We start from the raw sequence: 24,409 nt of genomic DNA on the forward strand, positions 1-24,409 counted from the left end.
TATTTATAATCATAGAATCAATAACAATCAAGTGCAGCTCGTCAGATTTTGGTTATTTATCATTATTCGTTACGTTTTTTGTACTTTAAATCCTCAAAAATCTCATTATACGATTTAAATAGAGTCATAAAAAACAAAACAGGCTCTATTTAAGAGCCTGTTTTATCATTATCCACGAACTTTAGATTTAGGTTTACTTTTCCCGCCAAACGGTCTTTTTTCTCCTGTTTCACGGGGAGGTAAACCATTATGTTGCGTTAGAACCTGTCCTTTTTGTGGACGCTTTTGATTCGAATGATTATTCGTTTGCTGGTTATTTCGTTTAACCGAATCACCTGCTGTAGACGAATTTTTCTTACGAGCAGACTTATATTCCCCTTCTGTACCTTTTGGCTGATAAGTCGGAATTAAATGCTGCTTCGAATTACCAATTAAATCTGCACGACCCATCTCTTTTAAGGCTTCACGAAGTAATGGCCAGTTGTTTGGATCATGATAACGCAAGAATGCTTTATGCAGACGACGGCGTTTTTCACCTTTTACAATATCAACTTTTTCAGTATAGCGAGCTACTTTAGCAAGTGGGTTTTTACCCGAATAATACATGGTTGTTGCAGTTGCCATTGGCGATGGATAGAAAGTCTGTACCTGATCGGCACGGAAACCATTCTTTTTCAACCAAATTGCAAGATGCATCATGTCATAATCTGAAGTACCCGGATGCGCAGCAATAAAGTAAGGAATTAAATATTGCTCTTTTCCTGCTTCTTTACTGAAACGGTCAAACATTTGTTTGAAACGATCATACGTACCAATACCCGGTTTCATCATCTTAGATAACGGGCCTTGTTCGGTATGTTCAGGAGCAATTTTTAAATAACCACCAACGTGGTGTTGTACCAACTCTTTGACATATTCAGGGTTGAGTACCGCAAGGTCATAGCGCAGACCTGAACCAATCAGAATCTTCTTCACACCTTTAATAGCGCGTGCTTTACGGTAAAGCTGCACTAATGGCGCGTGATCGGTATGTAAGTTTTGACAAACACCCGGATAAACACAAGAAGGTTTACGACAGTTTTTCTCAATTTCAGGATCTTTACAGTGCAAACGGTACATGTTTGCTGTTGGGCCACCTAAATCTGAAATAATACCAGTGAAGTTTGGTGCAGTATCACGGATTTTTTCAATCTCACGTAAGATCGAATCTTCCGAACGGTTTTGAATAATACGCCCTTCATGTTCTGTAATTGAACAGAATGTACAGCCGCCAAAACAGCCACGCATAATGTTGACCGAGAATTTGATCATATCAAATGCAGGGAAACGAGCATCACCATAAGTAGGATGTGGCAAACGTGCATAAGGTAAATCAAACACATAATCCATTTCCTCTGTAGTTAGAGGAATTGGAGGCGGGTTAATCCACACATCACGTTCACCATGGCGTTGCACCAACGCACGAGCATTACCTGGATTAGTTTCAAGGTGTAAAATACGGTTTGCATGTGCGTAAAGCACTTGATCATTTGCCACTTCTTCAAAAGAAGGCAAGCGAATAACCGCCAACTCTCGTGGTGGCAATTTGTGTTTAATCGCTTTTGACGGTGCCGGCTTTAATTGAACGATTTGAGTGTCGTCATCAAGTTTGTCGCCTTCACGCACAATCGGATTTGCAACAATCTCTTTTTGGAAATTTTGATACTGAGCTAAAGAGTTACCCTTTTCTTTTTCAACCTCACAGCCATCAATATCTTCTGTCATGACATATGGGTTAATAATTGGATCAACACGCCCAACCGTATCTACATCATTACTCGCAAGTTCAACAAACTTTGCTTTTGATGCTTTATTATGTTTATTAATAATAAATGCAGTACCACGAACATCTGTAATCTCGTGGATTTTCTCACCTTTAGCCAAACGATGCATTACATCAATAATGGCACGCTCACCATTACCGTACATGAGCAAATCGGCTTTTGAGTCCATCAAAATCGAACGACGGACTTTATCTGACCAATAATCGTAGTGTGCGATACGGCGTAAACTGCCTTCAATACCACCCAATAACACAGGTACATCAGGGAATGCTTCTCGACAACGTTGGCAATAAACTGTTGCTGCGCGGTCAGGACGTTTATTCGGTTCATTGTTTGGAGAATATGCATCATCCGAACGGATTTTACGATCTGCCGTATAACGGTTAATCATCGAATCCATATTACCTGCGGTTACACCCCAAGCAATTGTTGGCTTACCTAAAACTCGGAAGCTTTCAACATTGGTCCAGTCTGGCTGCGCAATAATTCCGACACGGAAACCTTGTGCCTCAAGCACACGTCCAATCACACCTGATACAAATGATGGATGGTCAATATAAGCATCACCACAGACTAAAATAAAGTCACACGCATCCCAGCCGAGTTGGTCCATTTCTTCTCGTGACATCGGCAAAAATGGCGCTGGTTCAAAACACGACGCCCAATATTTGTCGTAATCAAACAGCGCTTTGGGCGCAGTCTGCATGGTGTAGGCAGTAGACATGGCTTGCGAATCTCGGCTAGCAAATGGAGGAGAGACATCTAAAGATGAAAGCCGATCATTTTAACATGAATTTCATTCATTTTCCCTGTTTATAAAACATGCGAAAACAACAATATAGAAATTAATTTGATTAAAGTTTATTCAATATTTTATTCTTGTAATAAATACGGCGGAACAAAATCCGCCGCAGTTTAATTTTTTATTTATAGTGCTTAGAACAAAGCTTTTGGCAAACGAATCTGAATAATCTCGTTATCGTCAGCCAGTTTTGCGTTACGTCCTGTCGAACCAGGGAAGTTATTATCATTGAAAACCGTCAGCGTTGTGCCATTTTCAATAATTACATCTTCAATGGTTTCAAATGGAAAAGCAAAAACCTGTCCCGTACCAATATCCCCTGCTCTAGCTGTGCCATACAGCATATTCGGATTTGCAATTTTAATTAAATCGACTAAATCTTCACGGCTTACTAGCTGACCTGACTCATTTAATTTGATACGAATTAATTTTTTATATCCGCCTAAATTATTCTGAGTTGCATCACGTTCAATAATAATGCCTTCTTTATCATTAAAGAGTTGGAAATCACCAATATTGGTAGCTTTACTGTCTAACTGGAACCAATAATATTTTCCTGTATACGCTTTTTTCTTAATATCGAATTGGGAAATCAGCAACTGTCTTTCCGTTTCTCGAATTGATTTAATTGGCTTTTCTATAAGAGGGTAAAGATACTGCCCATCTGGCGAAATCGCCATTCCTTCAAAACCACCACTTTGTTGAACTAGAGGTTCTACAAAATTAATTTGCGCTTTATTAAACTGATTTTGTGGTGAACGTAATTCTTGAGTCGGATGTAACGGATTTGGCAGAGCAATCGGTGCATCTAATAACACGCCATCTGCTGAGAAATGGAGTAAATATGGACCAAATTCATCTCCAATCCAGTAGGTCCCGTCACTAGTACGCTGCATCGACTCTGGATCAAAATCAGCGCCCGTTAATAAACGCTCAGCTGTATCACCATTGACGATATTAAATGGAATTAATTTATTCGGATCACGCAGTTGGATAAAGCTTTGTACAGTAACTTGGCTCGTGCCTTTAGCTTTAGTTTTGAAATCAAGCTTTATTTTATAAATACGAAGTAAAAAGTCTGCTGAATTATCTTGAGTTCCAAAACCGTTATCGGCCATTGCCATATAACTGCCATCTTCATTTTTTAATGCAGCAGAAAAGCCTTGTACAGGTTGACCTTTAAATGGAGGATAAATTCCATTTGCACCTTTCACATATGCACCAGAGTCTGGACCAGCAGCATAAGTTTCTACAGGTAACTTAGCAAAAGAAATTAAGGTTGGTTCGGTAACGTTTTCAGTAGGTGAAGTTTGTTCTTGGTCGTTATCATCATTACATGCCGCCAATCCTAAACTGGCACAGCATAATAATACCGCTAATGTTTTTTTGCTCATGGTTTTATACAGTTGGTAAAAAATTAAGCAAATTTAATCAAGCTTATATGAAGTTTTTACTTCAAAAAGATGAAATCTTTATGGCGAAAATATGACAAGACCAACTATTTAATACAACCTCAAAAATTAGACCACTTCGCTAAAAACTGCTTAAAGTTTTGTTGGCTGATATTCTCCAGCAATCGCTGCTTTCAAAAAGTTCTGAAAAGTTGGGCATTCCATATGATTTTCAGCAGGACATACAGCAGCATGCTGTAATCCTTGACTAATAAAATGTAAACGCTTTGCCATTTGCTCTAGTTGTTCAGCTTTATCTTTTAGTTTTTGCCGATCAAGCTCAGGCTTACCATCTTGTCCAAACATTGCAGCAATCTCATTTAAAGAAAAACCCGCAGCACGACCTAAAGAAATTAATGCCAATTGATCAATGACCTGCTTGCCATATTGTCGACGTAAGCCTTGCCGCCCTATCGATTTAATTAATCCCTTCTCTTCATAAAAACGTAGTGTAGCCGTTGTGACTTTTGCCTTTTTAGCAACTTCACCAATATCCATAATAACCTCTTGACTTCAAGTGAACTTGAGCTTGCACAATAAATTTATCACGTTTCATACGTATAAAAGCAAGGTTTCAAAATGAATCTCTCCACATTGTTCTTTCAAACTTTATGCCTTGGTATTGGCGCAACAATTATGATGGATATCTGGCTGTTAATATTAAAGATATTCAAAATTCCGACCTTAAACTTCGCCTTTCTCGGGCGCTGGGTTGGTTGGATATTTAAAGGGAAACTCATCCATCAATCTATAGCTCAAAGCCCTCAAATTAAGGGTGAATATTTATTAGGTTGGGTTGCTCACTATAGTGTCGGACTAATCTTTTCATTTAGCTTTCTCTTCATTGTCGGCTCAGATTGGCTTAGCCATCCTCAATTTTATTCAGCACTTCTGTTTGGTGTAGTCACCGTTCTCATTCCTTTTTTTATTATGCAACCTGCGATGGGTAGTGGTTTTGCTTCTTCAAAAACCCCTCGTCCTTTTTTGAACTGTCTAAAAAGTTTGATGAACCATAGTGTTTTTGGTTGTGGCTTATATCTCACTGCAAAACTATTTCAAATTTAAATAAAGAGGAGACTGCTCATGAAAACTGTTGCCATCATTTACCATAGCCGCCAAGGCCACACCCAATTTATTGCTCAGCAAATTCAAACTGGTATTTTGAGCCATAAAAATATGAAAGCAGATTTACTCAATACTGAACATCTTGTCGAAAACCCAGGAACCCTAATTCAATATGATGGCTTAATTTGGGGATCCCCCACTTATTTAGGTGGTGTATCTTCCAAGTTAAAACAACTCATGGATGTGACGGGGCCATTATGGAAAAAACAGAGCTTTAAAGGAAAACTAGCGGCTGGATTTACCGTTTCATCTCTTCCTGCTGGTGATAAACAATCCACACTAATTTCAATTTTTACTTTTTGCATGCAACACGGCATGTTATGGGTCGGCAACCCGATTATGCCTGAGCAACACCAAGGTATTCCTTATACTCAAGCAGCCAATCGTCTAGGCTCATGGTCAGGCTTAATGGCTCAGGCTGAACATGGCAGTAATGCCGATAGGTTTGATGAAGGAGATATTAAAACTGCTCAACAATTTGGAGAAAATTTTGCATTGACCTTAAATGCTTATCAAGGAATATAAGACCATGAAAGCACAGAGGCTTTTATTTCTCTTAATTTTATCAGGAATGATGTCTTTTATAATTTCAGGCATTTCAACTTTTAAAGTAGTGGGACTAAATCACCATTTCCTTTCATTGTGGGTATCGGCTTGGATTATTGCATGGATATTGGCTTTTCTAAGTGTATTGATTTGTGCTCCTATTGCCCAGAAACTTGTCGACATCGTATTTAAGTAAGTTGATCTGTAAGTTAAAACGTACAAAACTTGCGGTGATTTGCGGATATTCATCTTTAGTATTTTTTCATAATATATGAAACATAGAGAGACAGGATGTCTCATTGAAGAAGAATAAGAACGCAGGAAGCGGTAGTTGACAGGAGTTAGCTACATAAGCTGAATACGAAAGAACCTCGACAGGATGTCGGGGTTTTTTCATTTTAATTATACAAAATTCTCACTATTTGCTTATGCTGAGCAACAGAACTTATATTGATCGAGTAGTTACAGCTGAATACCATGATTTCATTTGAAATTTGATTATCGGTTTTGTATTTTGCTTACCTCATCTTTATCTAACAATTATTTTAAACCGACTCAAATAAACATTGTGAGTCTCAAATTTTTCGTAATTGCTTTAATGACAATAATGACTGGGTGTACAAGCTTAGGCCCGAATAGTGGTTCATTTTCATGGCGTTCAAATAAGCTCTCATCTGGTCTACAAAAAGCTTATTCCGTTCCACAAAGCACAGCAAATCGATTATCTCCAATAATTATTCAAAGTGCTGACCAATATAATGTCCCCCCTCTTTTACTCGCAGCAGTCATCAGGCAAGAGTCTAGTTACAATAGTAATGCTCGCTCTCCTACTGGCGCCGTCGGTTTAACTCAAATTATTCCAAGTTATTGGCAACAAACTTGTGCGGGGAATTTATATGATGAAACCACTAATATTCAATGTGGGGCTTATATTTTAAATCACTATTATCAGTCAGCTGATAGTTGGTTCAAGGCAACAGCTTATTATAATGTGGGACCAACTGGATATGAGCGAAGCTTCTGGACACGACACAAAGCAAAAAAATATGCTCGATCTGTGAAACGTCATCAGAAAACTTTAAAAAGTGCATTATAAATTCAGATCAAATAAAAAAAAGCCCATCTATTAATGGGCTTTTTTACATAGTTAATTTTATTCGTCAAATAAACCTTCAAATAAAACAGAAGATAAATAACGTTCTCCGCTATCAGGAAGAATAACAACTATTGTTTTACCAGCATTTTCAGGACGCTCTGCAATTTTAGCTGCAGCAGCCAAGGCAGCTCCACTTGAGATACCTACCAAAATACCTTCTTGAGTTGCACAGTTTCTCGCCCATTGAATTGCTTCTTCACTACTCACTGGTAAGACTTCATCAACCAAATCCAAATCAAGATTTTTTGGAATAAAGTTTGCACCAATCCCCTGAATTTTATGAGGTGCAGGCGTAATACTTTCACCATTTTTAGTTTGAGTAATAATTGGAGACTCAGCAGGTTCAACTGCTACTGAGTACAATGGCTTATTTTGGACCTGTTCAAAATAACGAGAAATACCCGTTATCGTACCTCCAGTACCTACGCCAGCAACTAAAATATCAACCTGCCCACCTGTTGCTTGCCAAATTTCTGGGCCAGTTGTGTCCACATGAATTTGTGGATTGGCTGGATTTTCAAATTGTTGTGGCAAAAAATAAACATCTGGCTGTTCAGTTGCTAATCGTACCGCTTCATCAACCGCCCCTTTCATCCCTTTCGTCGGTTCAGTTAGAACTAAATTAGCACCTAAAGCTTTTAATACTTTTCTACGTTCAAGACTCATGCTGGCTGGCATAGTCAAAGTAATTGCATAACCCTTCGCTGCCGCAACAAAAGCCAATGCAATCCCTGTATTACCACTAGTTGGTTCAACTATATGCATGCCTTCTTTCAACACACCTCTTTTTTCTGCATCTGCAATTAGTGCAGCCCCAATACGGCATTTCACAGAAAAGGCAGGATTACGACTTTCTACTTTCGCTAATACAGTTGCACCAGTTTTAATTAAACGGTTGATGCGAACTAAAGGAGTATTACCAATAGCTTCTGCATTATTTGTATAAACTGCAATACCTAAATTATTGGGTGTTGGGAATTGTTGATCGGTAGACATATTATATCCTTATTAGACTTGATATGAATTTCTTCCATTATAATCATATAAAGAATTGACGATACAAATTCCGCACATAAAGAAACACCCCCACTCTTGCGAACGGGGGTGTTTAGAATAATGAGCTGGCGATGACTTACTCTCACATGGGTAACCCCACACTACCATCAGCGCTAAGAGGTTTCACTTCTGAGTTCGGGAAGGGATCAGGTGGTTCACTCTTGCTATGGTCGCCAGCACAACTGTTTATGGATACTTGCTTCGTTTTATTCACTGTGTGATACGTTGCGTTTTCCAAATCTTTACAGATGGGCTGATTGGTCTGATTTTTCGTTGTTCATTTTAGCTAGTAGTATAACTAAATCAAGTTGCTTTGCATGTTTATGAATCGATTGATGCTTCATATACAACTGCTTGGGTGTTGTATAGTCAAGCCTCACGAGCAATTAGTATTGGTCAGCTTCACATATCACTATGCTTCCACATCCAACCTATCAACGTCCTAGTCTCGAACGGCTCTTTAGAGGAATAAATTCCTAGGGAAATCTTATCTTGAGGTAGGCTTCCCGCTTAGATGCTTTCAGCGGTTATCCCTTCCGAACATAGCTACCCGGCGATGCGACTGGCGTCACAACCGGTACACCAGAGGTTCGTCCACTCTGGTCCTCTCGTACTAGGAGCAGATCCTCTCAAATTTCCAGCGCCCACGGTAGATAGGGACCGAACTGTCTCACGACGTTCTAAACCCAGCTCGCGTACCTCTTTAAATGGCGAACAGCCATACCCTTGGGACCTGCTTCAGCCCCAGGATGAGATGAGCCGACATCGAGGTGCCAAACACCGCCGTCGATATGAACTCTTGGGCGGTATCAGCCTGTTATCCCCAGAGTACCTTTTATCCGTTGAGCGATGGCCCTTCCATACAGAACCACCGGATCACTAAGACCTACTTTCGTACCTGCTCGACTTGTGGGTCTCGCAGTTAAGCGCGCTTTTGCCTTTATACTCTACGCGTGATTTCCGACCACGCTGAGCGCACCTTCGTACTCCTCCGTTACTCTTTAGGAGGAGACCGCCCCAGTCAAACTACCCACCAGACACGGTCCTCGTCCCGGATAACGGGACAGAGTTAGAACCTCAACATTACCAGGGTGGTATTTCAAGGACGGCTCCATTGGAACTAGCGTTCCAACTTCAAAGCCTCCCACCTATCCTACACAAGTAAGGTCAAAGTTCAGTGTCAAGCTGCAGTAAAGGTTCACGGGGTCTTTCCGTCTAGCCGCGGGTACACTGCATCTTCACAGCGATTTCGATTTCACTGAGCCTCTGCTGGAGACAGCGCCGCCATCATTATGCCATTCGTGCAGGTCGGAACTTACCCGACAAGGAATTTCGCTACCTTAGGACCGTTATAGTTACGGCCGCCGTTTACTGGGGCTTCGATCAAGAGCTTCGCTTACGCTAACCCCATCAATTAACCTTCCAGCACCGGGCAGGCATCACACCCTATACGTCCACTTTCGTGTTTGCAGAGTGCTATGTTTTTAATAAACAGTTGCAGCGGCCTGGTTTCTGCGGCTGTCGTCAGCTCAGGAAGCAAGTTCCATCACCAACAACAGCGTACCTTCTCCCGAAGTTACGGTACCATTTTGCCTAGTTCCTTCAGCAGAGTTCTCTCAAGCGCCTTGGTCTACTCGACCTGACCACCTGTGTCGGTTTCGGGTACGATTCCTGTGTAACTGAAGCTTAGAGACTTTTCCTGGAAGCATGGTATCAGCCACTTCACTGTACAAGTACAGCTTGCTATCGGATCTCAGTATAGAGTACCCCGGATTTGCCTAAGATACATACCTACATCCTTCCACCTGGACAACCAACGCCAGGCTGACTTAACCTTCTCCGTCCTCTCATCGCATTACACAGAAGTATTGGAATATTAACCAATTTCCCATCGACTACGCCTTTCGGCCTCGCCTTAGGGGTCGACTCACCCAGCCCCGATTAACGTTGGACTGGAACCCTTGGTCTTTCGGCGAACGGGTTTTTCACCCGTTTTGTCGTTACTCACGTCAGCATTCGCACTTCTGATACCTCCAGCATACTTCTCAATACACCTTCATCGGCTTACAGAACGCTCCCCTACCACTTGACTAATGTCAAATCCGCAGCTTCGGCACATAGTTTTAGCCCCGTTACATCTTCCGCGCAGGCCGACTCGACTAGTGAGCTATTACGCTTTCTTTAAAGGGTGGCTGCTTCTAAGCCAACCTCCTAGCTGTCTATGCCTTCCCACATCGTTTCCCACTTAACTATGATTTTGGGGCCTTAGCTGGCGGTCTGGATTGTTTTCCTCTTGACTACGGACGTTAGCACCCGCAGTCTGTCTCCCGGATAGTACTCATAGGTATTCGGAGTTTGCATCGGTTTGGTAAGTCGGGATGACCCCCTAGCCGAAACAGTGCTCTACCCCCTATGGTATTCGTCCGAGGCGCTACCTAAATAGCTTTCGGGGAGAACCAGCTATCACCAGGCTTGATTAGCCTTTCACCCCTATCCACAAGTCATCCCCTGGCTTTTCAACGACAGTGGGTTCGGTCCTCCAGTTAGTGTTACCCAACCTTCAACCTGCTCATGGATAGATCGCCTGGTTTCGGGTCTATACCCAGCAACTAAACGCCCTATTAAGACTCGATTTCTCTACGGCTCCCCTATACGGTTAACCTCGCTACTGAATATAAGTCGCTGACCCATTATACAAAAGGTACGCAGTCACACCACGAAGGTGCTCCCACTGCTTGTATGCATGCGGTTTCAGGATCTATTTCACTCCCCTCACAGGGGTTCTTTTCGCCTTTCCCTCACGGTACTGGTTCACTATCGGTCAGTCAGGAGTATTTAGCCTTGGAGGATGGTCCCCCCATATTCAGACAAGGTTTCACGTGCCTCGCCCTACTCGTCATCATTATGTGTGCCCTTTCGTGTACGGGAATATCACCCTCTACGTTCGCACTTCCCAGAGCGTTCCACTAAAACACACATAACTTAATGGGCTGATCCCCGTTCGCTCGCCGCTACTGAGGGAATCTCAATTGATTTCTTTTCCTAAGGGTACTGAGATGTTTCACTTCCCCTCGTTCGCCTTGCAACACTATGTATTCATGTTGCAATACCTACCTTAAAGTAGGTGGGTTCCCCCATTCAGAAATCTCCGGATCAAAGGATATTTGCCGCCTCCCCGGAGCTTTTCGCAGGCTATCACGTCTTTCATCGCCTCTGACTGCCAAGGCATCCACCACATGCACTTAATTACTTGACTATACAACCCCAAACAGTCGTCAACACCTACAAGTGAGTGTTGTCCGTGCGATTCTTCATCGCTACTATCTGTTGTCTGTGTACTTAAACACTGTACAGCTTCAATCTAAATTCATATACCAAAACGCTTGATTCAGTTAATTTGCTAGTTCTCAATTCATCTAGATTAATTGCTTAATCCAAACTCTTGAGTGAACAATTTATTTCAGACTCAATTTTGCCAATCTGTTAATGAATAAACACGCCTTCGTCAGGTCATGCTTAATACCGTGATACTTAAATCACAGAAGTTAATAAACCAAGATCTAAATCTCTATTTACTAATTTCTGTAATCCGAACTTCTCTTAAGTTCTGGTGGAGACTAGGAGAGTCGAACTCCTGACCTCCTGCGTGCAAAGCAGGCGCTCTACCAACTAAGCTAAGTCCCCAGCTTACATCATCAGTCATGTATCTTTTATCTATAACTTCAACCAGTCAAAGTCATGGTGGGTCTGACAAGACTTGAACTTGTGACCCCACGCTTATCAAGCGTGTGCTCTAACCAACTGAGCTACAGACCCTCAGATACATCTATGAAGAACAACTTGTTGTGGATTCTTACCAATCGTCAATCTTTCGTTAAGGAGGTGATCCAGCCGCAGGTTCCCCTACGGCTACCTTGTTACGACTTCACCCCAGTCATCGGCCACACCGTGGTAACCGCCCTCTTTGCAGTTAGGCTAGCTACTTCTGGTGCAACAAACTCCCATGGTGTGACGGGCGGTGTGTACAAGGCCCGGGAACGTATTCACCGCGGCATTCTGATCCGCGATTACTAGCGATTCCGACTTCATGGAGTCGAGTTGCAGACTCCAATCCGGACTACGATCGGCTTTTTGAGATTAGCATCCTATCGCTAGGTAGCAACCCTTTGTACCGACCATTGTAGCACGTGTGTAGCCCTGGCCGTAAGGGCCATGATGACTTGACGTCGTCCCCGCCTTCCTCCAGTTTGTCACTGGCAGTATCCTTAAAGTTCCCGACATTACTCGCTGGCAAATAAGGAAAAGGGTTGCGCTCGTTGCGGGACTTAACCCAACATCTCACGACACGAGCTGACGACAGCCATGCAGCACCTGTATGTAAGTTCCCGAAGGCACCAATCCATCTCTGGAAAGTTCTTACTATGTCAAGGCCAGGTAAGGTTCTTCGCGTTGCATCGAATTAAACCACATGCTCCACCGCTTGTGCGGGCCCCCGTCAATTCATTTGAGTTTTAGTCTTGCGACCGTACTCCCCAGGCGGTCTACTTATCGCGTTAGCTGCGCCACTAAAGCCTCAAAGGCCCCAACGGCTAGTAGACATCGTTTACGGCATGGACTACCAGGGTATCTAATCCTGTTTGCTCCCCATGCTTTCGCACCTCAGCGTCAGTGTTAGGCCAGATGGCTGCCTTCGCCATCGGTATTCCTCCAGATCTCTACGCATTTCACCGCTACACCTGGAATTCTACCATCCTCTCCCACACTCTAGCTAACCAGTATCGAATGCAATTCCCAAGTTAAGCTCGGGGATTTCACATTTGACTTAATTAGCCGCCTACGCGCGCTTTACGCCCAGTAAATCCGATTAACGCTTGCACCCTCTGTATTACCGCGGCTGCTGGCACAGAGTTAGCCGGTGCTTATTCTGCGAGTAACGTCCACTATCTCTAGGTATTAACTAAAGTAGCCTCCTCCTCGCTTAAAGTGCTTTACAACCATAAGGCCTTCTTCACACACGCGGCATGGCTGGATCAGGCTTGCGCCCATTGTCCAATATTCCCCACTGCTGCCTCCCGTAGGAGTCTGGGCCGTGTCTCAGTCCCAGTGTGGCGGATCATCCTCTCAGACCCGCTACAGATCGTCGCCTTGGTAGGCCTTTACCCCACCAACTAGCTAATCCGACTTAGGCTCATCTATTAGCGCAAGGTCCGAAGATCCCCTGCTTTCTCCCGTAGGACGTATGCGGTATTAGCATTCCTTTCGAAATGTTGTCCCCCACTAATAGGCAGATTCCTAAGCATTACTCACCCGTCCGCCGCTAAGATCAGTAGCAAGCTACCTCTCTCCGCTCGACTTGCATGTGTTAAGCCTGCCGCCAGCGTTCAATCTGAGCCATGATCAAACTCTTCAGTTAAAATCATTTTGCACCTTATTAAAGACAAGGTGCCAATTCTGGCTCATCAATTACTGACTTAAATTTCGCTCAAATAAACTTCGAGTAATTTAAACCAATCAATCAATGAAATTATTTCGATTAATCAATCAGTAAAAATCCACACAAGTTGTTCTTCAATTCTCTTAATGATCTTCTTCCTGGTTCGTCACCAGCAAGCTAGGTCGGCTATATTACTCTTAATCTCTTAAAAGTCAACAGGTAATTTCGATATTTTTAAAACTTATCTCTCAAACCAACCTACCATCAAATTCATCACTTAAAGCAACCAACTTAATCACAAGTAACTGTTTTTCAACAAGTTTCTATCTGCATCACCGCCGATGGATGTGCATTATAGACCATTAATAACCCTTTGCAAGCGAAAATTAAAAATTAATGACTTGAGCGTTTACTTTTAAACCACACCACCAATTAAGTTATTGTTTTACATAAATAATTATTTTAATTATTTATTTTTGATCTAAATAAGCCAGTATCATGCTCGATAATTCGTGTTTAAGTTGTTGTTCTGAGATAAGAAAATTGTTCTGACTTACATAACGCATCATCGTAAAAAGCGTACTATTAATAATTACAAAGGATTTATGCTTCACCTGTTCGAAGTCCCATTGATGAGGATTTCTACTGAATGTATATAGCCCTACTTCAAAAAAATGCTTTTCTAAAATCTGAGCAGCTTGCGAATGACTATAGTCATGCCAGTGTTTCAACACTTCTATAAAAAAGCCTTGATCAGCTTTTAACGCATTAAATCCTAACTCTATTGCTAAGGGAATAAGCAGATCTAAAGGAATATTTCCTTGCTGTATAACTAATTCTTTAAGTTGTTGCCCCAGCAATTCGCTTTTACGGCGCAATAGTTCTTCTATGATTTGATCTTTATTCTCAAAGTATTGGTAAATCGACCCAACACTTACTCCAGATTTCTCTGCAATTTTAGGTGTCGTCGTATGTAGTAATCCATACTGGGCGATACACTGCTGTGTCGCCTCTAAAATATGGTCAACAATAATTTTTGAACGCTGTTGCTGTGGGGCTTTTCTCATCGTTTTTTTTCATTAAATGCGAATTGAATGCGAATAATTATTCATATTAGCCTATTTATTATTCAGTTCAATAAGTAAGTAACGATATGCAAATGATTAGCCCGACTCGACTTGCTTCTTTTAATGATATGCAAGACAGTAATTTCTTTACTCAGTTTTTAAATATCTGTTGTGAAAAACCTGTACAACCAAACTATGCGGAATATATGTCTTTACAACATGCTCTTTATGAAGGGGATATTGAAATGGATCAGGTGATTGATTGGGTTATGCAAAATCCCAAAGATCACCGCATGATTTTTAAGAAGATATTATTTCAAGGCCGCGATAATCTATCTGAGCCTATACCTACTGAGTTAGAAAATTTCTTTAATTACATTGAACAAAAGCCTGAATGGTTAGATCAGCGTCAAATTGATGAGGCTGTTAAATTTACTCATCGTTTAGGAATAAATAATGGTTTTATTCTTAGAGATTTATCCTTAATGGCAGGATATTTATATCCGGGATTTAATCAGCCGCTAATTTTAACGGGTGCATTAAAGAAACAGGCGGGTACTCGTTTAGCTGAAACCACAAAATGGTGGGTTGATATTACTGAACCTCAAGGACTTGATCGTCTAAGCGCAGGTTTTACATCAACGGTTTATGTTCGCTTTATTCATGCACTCGTTCGCCGACAATTAAAAAAGTCTGATCGCTGGGATAGTGAAATTTGGGGAATTCCTCTTAATCAATTTGATTTAGCAATGACTAATTTGGCTTTTAGCAGTGTAGTTTTACTCGGTATTAGAGCTTTGGGTGTATGGCCAACCAAACAAGAAGCCAAGAGTTTTTTACATTTTTGGCGTTATGTTGGCTGGTTGATGGGTATTGATGAAAAATGGCTTATTCAAACTGAATCTGAGGGTTGGAGGTTACTTTACTGGATGCAGTTTGCTCACCCTCGCTCCGATCACAGCAGTGTTGAGTTAGGATTAAGCTTATCTAAAGAACCTTTTGAGAGAAAATATCTGCATTTACGTTCTTTGCAGCAGAAGCTTGCTTATCGACAACACTTAGAACTTACCCAATTTTTTATTGGGAAGAAGAGAATGAAACTACTCGGATTGCCTCAGCAGTCTGCCTCATGGTTTGCTTATTATCTAATTGTGCGTAATTCACTACTTTATAATGGAGCGAAGCTTTCACCAAAAGTTGAAAAGTTTTTATCTAAATCAGGCCGTAATATACAAAAACTTGGATTAACGCTTTATCAGAATCAAGGTAAGGCAAAAACCTTAGCGAGTATGCATCAATAATTTTTAAAACTTAAAAACAAAAATGGAAGCCCGTTAATTAGACTTCCATTTTCAAATATTAAGGAACTTATTGAGCTGATGAACTGTGCATTTCAGCGTGATTCATTTGCTCGTGTGACTCCGTCATCTGCTTCTTTTTTTGACTTGGCATGTAGTCAGGCTCATTATTGATGGCCAAGTAAAAAATAATCATAAACAATAAACTCAAGATAGAAGCCACAATAAGTAACTTCCATCCCCACCAAGATTGTTCAGGTGATAATTTATTAGTCATTTCATTTCTCTCTTTAAATTAATATTTTCAGTTCATTTAATTCGTTAAGCTTTTTAAAACTTCATGCTCATACGGACCCAGTAGTTTCTTCCGATATTGTTAAACTGCTCTTCGCTCGCAAATCCAAAGCCAGCACTACCCGCTTTATTTAAGTGTTCGGTATAGGTCTTATCTAATACGTTATCAATGCCAACAGAGATATCGATATCTTTACGAAGGTTGTAACTTCCGTTTAGAGAAAGAGTCGAAAAACCTTTACTTGGTTTTAAGTCATATCCCACGATATTACCTTGATGTAGACTCACACGGTTTTGCTCAGCCACAGCTCGCCACAACAGACCTAAATTATATTTGTCAGTCACATAGCGAATATTTAAGCGACCTTCTAAAGGTGAAATTTGAGGTAGTGGTTTGTCATCTGTGGTGTTCTTACCCCATGCATACATCGCACTCAAATCTGCCTGAATATGATCGGTAAATTGATATCCAATACCCGCTTCCGCACCTGCAATGGTTGCATCGACATTCTTGGCACCCGCAGTAATATCATGACTCATATCATGCCCACCCATTCCAGTACTTGGGTGATGGTGATAACTCATTAAAATGTAGTCATCCACCACACCTGCATAAGCAGAAGCCCATGTATTTAAAGCGCCATGTTGTTGCTGGAAACCCAGATCCAACTGTAATGTTTTTTCAGGATTCACACCGTTAAAAGTATTAGTTGAGCCAGCGTTACCATGTTTAGGCGAGAAAAGTTCCCAATAATCAGGCATACGCTCTACATAACCTAAACCAATATAGCTTTTTAGGTCATGCTCTGGATGCTGATTTTCCCAACGGACAAATGCACTCGGTAAAGTCTTTTCAAGTTTAGTATTAAAGCCTTTTGCTTGAGAATCAGCACGCTCATCTTCAACTGTAACTCGATCTAAACGTGCACCTGCAACTATTTTGTTGAAATCGTTCCATTGATAGCCGAGTTCGCCAAAAGCACCATATGATTGAAAACGCATATCTTGGCGATATGGAATATTCATAGAAGGCATTGTTGGCGATGACATGCTACCGCCATGTTTATTAAATTGAGAGTCAACGCCTGTGATCAAACTCCATTTGTTCCATTCAGAAGTCATTGCCAAACGTGAGTTTAATGTGCGGCGTGTCACTTGCATTGCCATTGGATTCGGCATCAGCATGGTCATACCACCATGATTCATTTCAACTAATGGCGGTGTGCGCAAACTAAAGTTATCCATAATATGGTCGTTATAGCTATAGTTCACCTGCCCTTCAATTTTCTTAATGACATCAGTGATATTTTTCTTTTCGAAACGTAGCCCTAAGCTTTCACGCGCAAACTGAGATCCGTCCATTGAACGTCCAGCATAAAGCGATTCACCATCAGATTTTCCACCAGTGAGTTCGACCCACGTGTTTTCATCTGGAGTAAAGCCCAGCGCTACATCAGCATTCCACTTTTTCCATGCTGACGGCACGGTATTTCCATTACCATCTTGATAACTATTCGACTCTGAACGGTTGGCATTTAAACGGATATATTTTTTCTCATCGCCCACTGCTGCTTCAACATTATGGTCAATACGTCCATATGAACCTAGTAAAACACTTGCTTGTCCACGATAAGGTTTTTCAGAGGTGAGTTTCTCAGGCTGACGTTCAAAAAGGACTGTTGCAGCAGAACCTGTATTGGCATATTGAACTGTTTGCGGACCTTTAATGACAGAAATACGATCATAACTTTCTGGTGAAATATAAGAAGTTGGAGCATCCATACGGTTTGGGCATGCACCTAAATTTTCAGTTCCATCAGTTAGAATTTTGATGCGTGAACCAAACATACCTCGGAATGTCACATCACCATTGGTTCCACCGCTTTGTATTGAGTTAAAACCCATAATACTTTGTAGGTAGTCTGCACCATCTGTAGCAGGCACTGGCTGAATTGGCTGTTTCGGGTCTGCATGTACAATCAAGCCATTTGCATCGTTGCCTTGTTGTGCTGTAACAACAATAGGTGCTAATGAGTGAAGCGCTTTAGTATCGGCATCATTTTTTTCTGAATTAGCAAAAACTAGCCCCGAATGAGAGACAGCAAACATCGCAACCCATAAAGGTTGTAGTAAAAATTTAGAATGTGGCATTTTTATACGCTCTAAAACATAAATAAAGTGATATCGAAGTCAGTTAAGACCCCAACAAAAAATTGCTTTTATTTATGCAAATAGAGGGGGTGCACGCCCTTGCGGGAGTAGAAAAAGTCGCTGTAGTGCAAAGTAGACATGTCTAAATGCTTGTTGATAAGCGACTAAGCGGACTTGTATGCGGACTAAAACTTCTTTTACGCCAAATTCAGGTGGCAAAACCAGATTGGCATAGACGGTACAATATTGACACTGGTGATTTGCATCATGATGATCATGTTGCCCAGAGGCTTGTGCCTGTTCAATATGATGTTCATGATGTGAATGCATGGCATGTGACATGGTTTCCATCTGTGCTTTAGGTTTAAGCAAAGCGAGGGTAATAGTTTCACAGACCGGAGCAATTTGATACTGCTTCGGTAATAGCGGCTGTAGAAATACCGCGACCTGTAAAAATACTGCTGCACATGCAAGCAGTAAACCACTACGAAAAACCAAAAATCACATCCACACTACATTGATGTTTCTAGAATAGAAATTTTTAACGTTTTACTGCAACTTTTTCACGCTCACGTTGACGAACAACTTTTTCGACTTTTTCTCGAGCACGCTGACGTTTAAGTGGCGACAAATAATCCACAAACAATTTGCCATTTAAGTGATCCATTTCATGTTGGATACAAACAGCGAGAAGTCCATCAGCTTCTAACTCAAATGCTTGACCTTCAAGGTTAATTGCCTCAATTTTCACACGTGACGGGCGCTCAACTTTGTCGTATATTTGTGGCACCGATAGGCAGCCTTCTTCGTACTGCTGCTTATCTTCTGTCAGTGGAGTTATTTTGGGGTTAATAAAAACCATAGGGTCATCTTTAGATTCAGACAAATCTATGACGATAAGCTGAATATGACGATCGACCTGAGAAGCTGCTAAACCAATACCTGGTGCCGCATACATGGTTTCAAGCATATCTGCTGCAAGTTGACGAATTTCATCAGTAACTTCTTCAACAGGCTTAGCAATGGTACGAAGACGGGGATCAGGAAAACTTAAAATAGGTAATAAGGCCATACTGACGTCCTCACTTATGCCATTGATTGAAAAACCAAATGAAGGAAATACTTCATCGAAAAATTGTGTGTTAGCCGCCTATTATAACGCATCTGCACGCATAATTTTTAGGAATTATCATAATGAAAAAGGTTTTTGACGGCATGGTTCAATTTCATGCTTTGGGGATAAAAAAGCATTTACTTGCTTTGGCACTTTTTACAGGGGTTGCATTCAGTACGTTAGCAGAGACTTATGCTGCTAGTCCGAACCATAATCCACCCTCTCTTAAAAGTAATGCACCACATGTCTACGTTGTAAAACGAGGAGATACGCTATGGGATATTTCCGGTCACTTTCTGAGTAAACCTTGGCGCTGGCCTGAAATTTGGGCAAATAATCAGCATGTCAAAAATCCACACTGGATTTATCCTGGTGATCGATTACTGCTGTGTAGTTTAGATGGCCGTCCATTGGTTGGAAAAGATGAAGGAGATGGCTGTGTCGGCATTATTCGCCGTTACACAGGCCAAATGACAAATTTACAACCTCAAGTTCGTGTGGAGTCACTTAACAATAACGTACCTGTTATTCCTCTTGAGCATATCAAACAATGGTTAGAACACAGCACTATTCTACCTATCGATGCAATTCAACACACTCCTTATGTAGTCGGTACTGCCGATCAACGTGTACTGGCGGCCAAAGGTCAGACTATTTATGCGCGCGGACAAGGTTTAATTGATGGTCAACGTTATGCAGTTTATCGTGAAGGCGAACCTTATTATTTCACAGACAGTAAAGGTAAAAAGCATAGTCTAGGTATTGAGCTGCAACAAGTTGCCTCAGGGATTGCGATCTCTTCTGAAAAAGACATTACCACGCTTGAGTTAACTGATAGCTACAATTCTGAAGTACGTCGTGGTGATCGGGTGATGCCAGAAGAAGAAGCAACCTTACCTACTTTGTTTTATCCGGTGGATGCCACTCAGGTGACGGACGGCGGCAAAATTATTCGTGTAATGGGTTCAATTGGTACTGCTGCCAAAAATAGTGTGGTGACTTTAGATCGCGGTACGGCACAAGGTATTCAAGTAGGACAAGTTTTTGATATTACACAACAAGGTGAAACCATTCGAGATCCTAAAACCAAAGAACCAATACAGTTACCAGGACAACAAATTGGTAGTCTGATGGTCTTTAGAACTTTTGATCAGTTGAGTTATGCCTACGTATTAGAAAGCGATTTACCAGTTAAAGTTGGTTCAAGCATTCAGCCACCCCGCTTTAATGATTAATGCTGGATGTACCTTTTACAATGCTTACTCAACTTTATTCACACCATTACCACACGCTTAAAGTGTGGTATTTGGTGCAACACTCTTTAGTCAGCTTTAAAAAAATTGTCGATTATTTTGGTAGCTGTGAAAAGGCGGTCCAACCTGCTGAATTATCTCAATGGCGCAATCTCGGGTTACATGCTAATCATTTAAAACGCGTAGATGAATTTCAAACTGCTCAGGGTCAAGCTCAGTTTAAAAAACTAACTGAGCAAATCCAGCAATATACCGACTTTATTTTAACGGCAGATGACTCAGGCTATCCCACTCAGTTATTACCTTATACAGATCACCCACCTATCATTTTTGGAAAAGGTCAGGCACAAGCCCTATTACAACCACAAATTGCGATTGTAGGTAGCCGAAAACCAAGCCCACATGGTCGTCAGGTTGCTTATGATTTTGCCTATTACTTAAGTGAAAAAGGTTTTTATGTGAGTAGTGGCTTGGCATATGGGATTGATGAAGCTGCTCACCAAGGAGCATCAGCACATCAACGTACAATTGCAGTAACAGGAACTGGTTTAGACAGTACCTACCCTGCTCAAAATAAAAAACTTGCAGAACATATTTTGGCTCAAAACGGCGCGATTATTACTGAGTTTTTGCCTGGGACACCTCCACTACAACAGCATTTCCCACGTAGAAACCGAATTGTTAGCGGTTTGAGTTTAGGCGTGTTAGTGGTAGAAGCTACCTTAAAAAGTGGTTCTCTCATCACTGCGAACAAAGCTGCCGAACAAGGTAAGACTGTATTTGCCATTCCTGGTCATATTTACAGTGAGTTTCATCAAGGTTGCCATCAACTTATTCGTGAGGGAGCAATTTTAGTCGATCATCCTGAACAAATTATTGAAGACCTTGCTTTACCCACTCAGTGGCAAAGTCAGCAACAAAACTCCACCGAGGAGGCTGTAGTTTCTAGTACCCCAGAAATTCCTGAGCATTTAATTAACCTTTATCAATCTTTAGACTGGGTCGGACAAAATATTGATCAGCTTGTCTTACATCACTCTCAGCCTGTTGCAGAACTCACCTCTTCACTGATGGAACTAGAACTACTTGGTTTATGTATGCAACAATCAGGATTGTATTTACGTTGTCGTTCTTAGTATTGGAGCGCACAATAGCAATTCTGTCTGATTGAAAGGAAGAGTATTACCATGATTACCACCTCAGTTACCGAAGCAGCCGAATGTTTACAACAAGGTCAAGTTTTGGCATATCCAACTGAGGCAGTTTGGGGGCTAGGTTGCGACCCTTTTAATGAGCAAGCTTTTCAAAAGATTCTTGAACTAAAGCAAAGGCCTATTGAAAAGGGTGTAATTTTATTAGCAGGTCATATTAGCCAAGTCGAGCACCTACTAACTTCTCTACCTCAAACAACCCAACAAGAAATTATTGATTGTTGGACTAATCATCAACCTTCAGAAAGAGCAACAACTTGGCTATTACCTGCTGGCGAACATATTCCTTCATGGATTAAAGGTGAGCATTCTCTTGTCGCTGTTCGAGTCACTACACATCCTTTATGTGTGGCATTATGCAATGCTTTTCATGGCTTTATTGTCTCGACTAGTGCGAACCCAAGTGGACAAGAACCTGCACACTCATTACAGGATGCCTGCCAATACTTTGGTTCACAATTAAACTATCTGAATGGTGACTTAGGCCAGAGCCAACAACCAAGCCGAATCATTAACGCTCTTACCAGAGAGATTATTCGCGCCTAATTTCAAACAAAAAAAAGCTCAGTTATATAGGGATAACTGAGCATAAAAAAGGATGGGTATATACCACATCCAGAGGGTTTGGATATCTGTGGAACGAAAGGTAATTTACAAAGAAAAGAGCGCCTTTCGTAGTGGCCGCTATTATGTGGTAAGAGGTTCAATGAGAGAAATATATTATTTCTCTAAAAAAAGCATGAAAAGTGTAGGGAATTTACGGTTTTTTGCCTATAAATTAAAATTATATTAATATTTTTACTCGGCTTTTTTAATATTTATATTACAACCTATTTTTATAAACTATTTATAAATCATATAGAAAAACTTTAACTAAGAAAAAATTGGCATATTTTTATGAGTTTTTTTCAAAATATGCCATAGTTTTTTTACTGACTTTAGTTTTGTTCTTGCATTAATTCGCTCTTTTTAGGACTCACCTTCTTCTGAGCCATAATGATACCAATTAAAATAACAATCCCACCTAACGTGTGATAAATGGTCCACTGCTCAGACAACCAGACACTTGCAATAACTGCTGTAAAGACAGGTACCAAGTTCATAAAAATACTGGTTCTATTAGGACCGAGTTGTTGAACAGCTAACATCCAAACTAACGGCGCAATGAGTGAAGCAAATACTCCTGCATAAATAGCACTTGGTGCATTTTCAACATTTAAAGCATCAAGTCCAAACCAGAGAATTAAAGGAATATGAAATATGACAGAAAACCCAATCTGAACATATAAGCTTGTCATAATTGGTAGAGGCAGCTGCCATTTTTTAAGGAATACTCCATAAAATGCATAGAAGAATACGGCAATAATCATCAATGCATCACCAAGGTGTCCGCCACCACTTAAAAGCTTATTAATATTTCCTTGGGACATGACATATAACAAACCTGCAAAAGATAGAATACTGCCAAAAACTGCAAAGCGATTAGGCACATCTTTTAAAATGGCAAGCGAAACAAAGATCGTAAAGATGGGAATAAATGCATTCACAATCCCCATATTGGTTGCACTCGTATAATGGGCAGCCGTATAAGCTAAGCCTTGATAAAGTACCATCCCAAATGCACTTAACACAGCAAGCTTAGGTAAATATGGTATTACTAGTCGTCTTTGTCTCCACACAGACATAAACATAAATGGAGTCAAAATAATAAAAGCGATTAACCACCGATAAAAGCTAATGCTTACCGGAGAGATATAATCCGAGACATAGCGGGTGACTACAATATTTAAAGACCAAATCAATACTGCCAAAATGGGAAAAATAAACGCCCATTTGTGATATTTCATGACCTGACTCATAGCAATACACCATCTACAAAAGAGATTTTATTTTGAAGAATGTCTTAATAAATTGAAATATCGTATTTCCGACATTGATATCGAACTTAGGACATCATCTTTTTTAGAATAATGTCCAAGCTTTCATGGCATGTTCTACAACTTTATGTAATTGATCAGTACTGGCACCGTCTCTTGCCTGAATGGTAAGGCCTTGAATGACAGTGGCATAAAAGTCCGTCATTTCTTGTAGAGGAGCATTAGATGGCAAATCACCCTGCTCAACACCTTGTTTGAGACGCTCCAATAATTTTTCTTTGGTTTTTATGCGTTTGTCTAATAGGTTCTGCTGCACATCTTGAGTTGCATCAGAGCAGTTCATGGCAGCAACCACCAACATACAACCAGCTGGTTTATTGGGTTGAACCAGTCGTTTTACGTTGTCATAAAGATATAACTCAAACGCAATTTTTGCAGTTTTTGCTTCTGAAAAGATGGTCTCAATAGGACAGGCTTCATGAGCCAAATAGTAATCAATACTTTTATAAAACAGCCCTGCCTTATCACCAAAAGCACTATATAGGCTAGGTGCTGTAATTTCCAAAGCTTGTGTTAAATCACTAATAGACGTTGCTTCATAGCCATGCTCCCAAAAGAGCAACATTGCTTTTTGCAAAACCTCTTGTTCATCAAAGCATTTAGGACGTCCGCGCTTTTTTTTCAGCGTATCTTCTGTAACAGCTAAATTCGTTTCATGCCTATTTGTCATAAAGATCACATCTATTTTTAT

Annotated in this window: 18 protein-coding genes, 2 tRNA genes, 3 rRNA genes and 1 pseudogene; 8 read left to right on the forward strand and 16 right to left on the reverse strand. The window is 40.9% G+C overall.

What is annotated here, in order from left to right:
- Positions 1-168: 168 nt before the first annotated feature.
- The 3 genes from F928_RS20855 to F928_RS20865 all read right to left on the reverse strand — a co-directional run bounded on the left by F928_RS20855 (position 169) and on the right by F928_RS20865 (position 4,574).
- Positions 169-2,547 carry a YgiQ family radical SAM protein gene (locus F928_RS20855; protein ID WP_005079506.1) on the reverse strand — a complete coding sequence of 793 codons (2,379 nt, stop codon included), beginning with the start codon at positions 2,545-2,547 and terminating at the stop codon, positions 169-171.
- 212 nt (positions 2,548-2,759) lie between these two features.
- Positions 2,760-4,019 carry an esterase-like activity of phytase family protein gene (locus tag F928_RS20860; protein ID WP_005079508.1) on the reverse strand — a complete coding sequence of 420 codons (1,260 nt, stop codon included), beginning with the start codon at positions 4,017-4,019 and terminating at the stop codon, positions 2,760-2,762.
- 150 nt (positions 4,020-4,169) lie between these two features.
- The gene (locus F928_RS20865; RefSeq protein WP_005079509.1) at positions 4,170-4,574 is read right to left on the reverse strand and encodes a helix-turn-helix domain-containing protein; all 405 of its coding nucleotides are present in this window, start codon (positions 4,572-4,574) and stop codon (positions 4,170-4,172) included.
- An 81-nt stretch (positions 4,575-4,655) separates the two neighbouring features.
- Here F928_RS20865 and F928_RS20870 point away from each other — a divergent pair, with 81 nt between their 5' ends.
- From F928_RS20870 to F928_RS20885, 4 genes are all read left to right on the forward strand, one after another.
- Positions 4,656-5,141 (forward strand): DUF2938 domain-containing protein, encoded by a 486-nt coding sequence (locus F928_RS20870; protein ID WP_005079511.1) that lies wholly within the window; start codon positions 4,656-4,658, stop codon positions 5,139-5,141.
- An 18-nt stretch (positions 5,142-5,159) separates the two neighbouring features.
- Complete coding sequence (locus tag F928_RS20875; RefSeq protein WP_005079513.1) at positions 5,160-5,726, forward strand: flavodoxin family protein; 567 nt, start codon at positions 5,160-5,162, stop codon at positions 5,724-5,726.
- 4 nt (positions 5,727-5,730) lie between these two features.
- Positions 5,731-5,943, forward strand: coding sequence for a DUF2798 domain-containing protein (locus F928_RS20880; RefSeq protein ID WP_005079515.1), 213 nt, complete (start codon positions 5,731-5,733; stop codon positions 5,941-5,943).
- Positions 5,944-6,234: 291 nt separating this feature from the next.
- On the forward strand, positions 6,235-6,843 hold the full coding sequence (locus F928_RS20885; RefSeq protein WP_080632763.1) for a lytic transglycosylase domain-containing protein: 609 nt from the start codon (positions 6,235-6,237) through the stop codon (positions 6,841-6,843).
- Positions 6,844-6,900: 57 nt separating this feature from the next.
- Here F928_RS20885 and cysK read toward each other — a convergent pair whose 3' ends face one another.
- The 7 genes and pseudogenes from cysK to F928_RS20920 form a co-directional block, all read right to left on the reverse strand.
- Positions 6,901-7,899 (reverse strand): cysteine synthase A, encoded by a 999-nt coding sequence (gene cysK / locus F928_RS20890; RefSeq protein ID WP_005079519.1) that lies wholly within the window; start codon positions 7,897-7,899, stop codon positions 6,901-6,903.
- 123 nt (positions 7,900-8,022) lie between these two features.
- A 5S ribosomal RNA gene (gene rrf / locus F928_RS20895) occupies positions 8,023-8,137 on the reverse strand.
- 187 nt (positions 8,138-8,324) lie between these two features.
- Positions 8,325-11,215 (reverse strand): 23S ribosomal RNA (locus tag F928_RS20900).
- 352 nt (positions 11,216-11,567) lie between these two features.
- A tRNA-Ala gene (locus tag F928_RS20905) sits at positions 11,568-11,643 on the reverse strand.
- Between the two features lie 55 nt (positions 11,644-11,698).
- Positions 11,699-11,775, reverse strand: a tRNA-Ile gene (locus F928_RS20910).
- Between the two features lie 59 nt (positions 11,776-11,834).
- Positions 11,835-13,372: ribosomal RNA gene (locus F928_RS20915) — 16S ribosomal RNA — on the reverse strand.
- Together the 16S, 23S and 5S rRNA genes with 2 tRNA genes alongside form the textbook arrangement of a ribosomal RNA operon.
- A gap of 517 nt (positions 13,373-13,889) precedes the next feature.
- Positions 13,890-14,460: pseudogene (locus F928_RS20920) on the reverse strand (TetR/AcrR family transcriptional regulator).
- 86 nt (positions 14,461-14,546) lie between these two features.
- Here F928_RS20920 and F928_RS20925 point away from each other — a divergent pair.
- Entirely contained in the window at positions 14,547-15,761 is a 1,215-nt protein-coding gene (locus F928_RS20925) for an oxygenase MpaB family protein (RefSeq protein ID WP_002114062.1), read from the forward strand.
- A 67-nt stretch (positions 15,762-15,828) separates the two neighbouring features.
- On the opposite strand, the gene F928_RS20930 is transcribed toward F928_RS20925, so the two are convergent.
- The 4 genes from F928_RS20930 to def all read right to left on the reverse strand — a co-directional run bounded on the left by F928_RS20930 (position 15,829) and on the right by def (position 19,275).
- Positions 15,829-16,035 carry a hypothetical protein gene (locus F928_RS20930; RefSeq protein ID WP_002114054.1) on the reverse strand — a complete coding sequence of 69 codons (207 nt, stop codon included), beginning with the start codon at positions 16,033-16,035 and terminating at the stop codon, positions 15,829-15,831.
- 53 nt (positions 16,036-16,088) lie between these two features.
- The gene (gene oprC / locus F928_RS20935; protein ID WP_005079521.1) at positions 16,089-18,203 is read right to left on the reverse strand and encodes a TonB-dependent copper receptor; all 2,115 of its coding nucleotides are present in this window, start codon (positions 18,201-18,203) and stop codon (positions 16,089-16,091) included.
- A gap of 72 nt (positions 18,204-18,275) precedes the next feature.
- Positions 18,276-18,701: a DUF2946 family protein gene (locus F928_RS20940; protein ID WP_002114087.1), complete on the reverse strand. Its 426-nt coding sequence runs from the start codon at positions 18,699-18,701 to the stop codon at positions 18,276-18,278.
- A 43-nt stretch (positions 18,702-18,744) separates the two neighbouring features.
- Entirely contained in the window at positions 18,745-19,275 is a 531-nt protein-coding gene (gene def, locus F928_RS20945; RefSeq protein WP_002114101.1) for a peptide deformylase, read from the reverse strand.
- 122 nt (positions 19,276-19,397) lie between these two features.
- Between def and F928_RS20950 the strand changes: the two genes are divergently transcribed.
- Genes F928_RS20950 through yrdC form a run of 3 tightly spaced genes read left to right on the forward strand, consistent with a single transcriptional unit; the run spans position 19,398 to position 22,327 of the window.
- Complete coding sequence (locus F928_RS20950; protein ID WP_002114134.1) at positions 19,398-20,552, forward strand: LysM peptidoglycan-binding domain-containing protein; 1,155 nt, start codon at positions 19,398-19,400, stop codon at positions 20,550-20,552.
- A gap of 20 nt (positions 20,553-20,572) precedes the next feature.
- Positions 20,573-21,706 (forward strand): DNA-processing protein DprA, encoded by a 1,134-nt coding sequence (gene dprA, locus F928_RS20955; protein ID WP_002114040.1) that lies wholly within the window; start codon positions 20,573-20,575, stop codon positions 21,704-21,706.
- A gap of 51 nt (positions 21,707-21,757) precedes the next feature.
- A complete protein-coding gene (gene yrdC / locus F928_RS20960) occupies positions 21,758-22,327 on the forward strand; it encodes an L-threonylcarbamoyladenylate synthase type 1 TsaC (protein ID WP_002114056.1) in 570 nt (189 codons plus the stop codon).
- A gap of 392 nt (positions 22,328-22,719) precedes the next feature.
- Here yrdC and F928_RS20965 read toward each other — a convergent pair whose 3' ends face one another.
- Both F928_RS20965 and F928_RS20970 read right to left on the reverse strand, forming a co-directional pair.
- Complete coding sequence (locus F928_RS20965) at positions 22,720-23,640, reverse strand: DMT family transporter (protein WP_002114137.1); 921 nt, start codon at positions 23,638-23,640, stop codon at positions 22,720-22,722.
- A gap of 103 nt (positions 23,641-23,743) precedes the next feature.
- The gene (locus F928_RS20970; RefSeq protein WP_078210243.1) at positions 23,744-24,397 is read right to left on the reverse strand and encodes a TetR/AcrR family transcriptional regulator; all 654 of its coding nucleotides are present in this window, start codon (positions 24,395-24,397) and stop codon (positions 23,744-23,746) included.
- Positions 24,398-24,409 lie beyond the last annotated feature (12 nt).

Origin of the sequence: Acinetobacter pittii ATCC 19004 = CIP 70.29, assembly GCF_000369045.1 — a bacterium.
Classification (GTDB): domain Bacteria; phylum Pseudomonadota; class Gammaproteobacteria; order Pseudomonadales; family Moraxellaceae; genus Acinetobacter; species Acinetobacter pittii.

Excerpts from the sequence above, each read along its gene's own strand:
- cysK (WP_005079519.1), bottom strand. The coding sequence starts at position 7,899 with ATGTCTACCGATCAACAATTCCCAACACCCAATAATTTAGGTATTGCA.
- F928_RS20865 (WP_005079509.1), bottom strand. The coding sequence starts at position 4,574 with ATGGATATTGGTGAAGTTGCTAAAAAGGCAAAAGTCACAACGGCTACA.
- F928_RS20855 (WP_005079506.1), bottom strand. The coding sequence starts at position 2,547 with ATGTCTACTGCCTACACCATGCAGACTGCGCCCAAAGCGCTGTTTGAT.
- F928_RS20880 (WP_005079515.1), top strand. The coding sequence starts at position 5,731 with ATGAAAGCACAGAGGCTTTTATTTCTCTTAATTTTATCAGGAATGATG.
- F928_RS20860 (WP_005079508.1), bottom strand. The coding sequence starts at position 4,019 with ATGAGCAAAAAAACATTAGCGGTATTATTATGCTGTGCCAGTTTAGGA.
- yrdC (WP_002114056.1), top strand. The coding sequence starts at position 21,758 with ATGATTACCACCTCAGTTACCGAAGCAGCCGAATGTTTACAACAAGGT.
- dprA (WP_002114040.1), top strand. The coding sequence starts at position 20,573 with ATGCTTACTCAACTTTATTCACACCATTACCACACGCTTAAAGTGTGG.
- F928_RS20965 (WP_002114137.1), bottom strand. The coding sequence starts at position 23,640 with ATGAGTCAGGTCATGAAATATCACAAATGGGCGTTTATTTTTCCCATT.
- F928_RS20950 (WP_002114134.1), top strand. The coding sequence starts at position 19,398 with ATGAAAAAGGTTTTTGACGGCATGGTTCAATTTCATGCTTTGGGGATA.
- def (WP_002114101.1), bottom strand. The coding sequence starts at position 19,275 with ATGGCCTTATTACCTATTTTAAGTTTTCCTGATCCCCGTCTTCGTACC.
- F928_RS20870 (WP_005079511.1), top strand. The coding sequence starts at position 4,656 with ATGAATCTCTCCACATTGTTCTTTCAAACTTTATGCCTTGGTATTGGC.
- oprC (WP_005079521.1), bottom strand. The coding sequence starts at position 18,203 with ATGCCACATTCTAAATTTTTACTACAACCTTTATGGGTTGCGATGTTT.
- F928_RS20875 (WP_005079513.1), top strand. The coding sequence starts at position 5,160 with ATGAAAACTGTTGCCATCATTTACCATAGCCGCCAAGGCCACACCCAA.
- F928_RS20925 (WP_002114062.1), top strand. The coding sequence starts at position 14,547 with ATGCAAATGATTAGCCCGACTCGACTTGCTTCTTTTAATGATATGCAA.
- F928_RS20930 (WP_002114054.1), bottom strand. The coding sequence starts at position 16,035 with ATGACTAATAAATTATCACCTGAACAATCTTGGTGGGGATGGAAGTTA.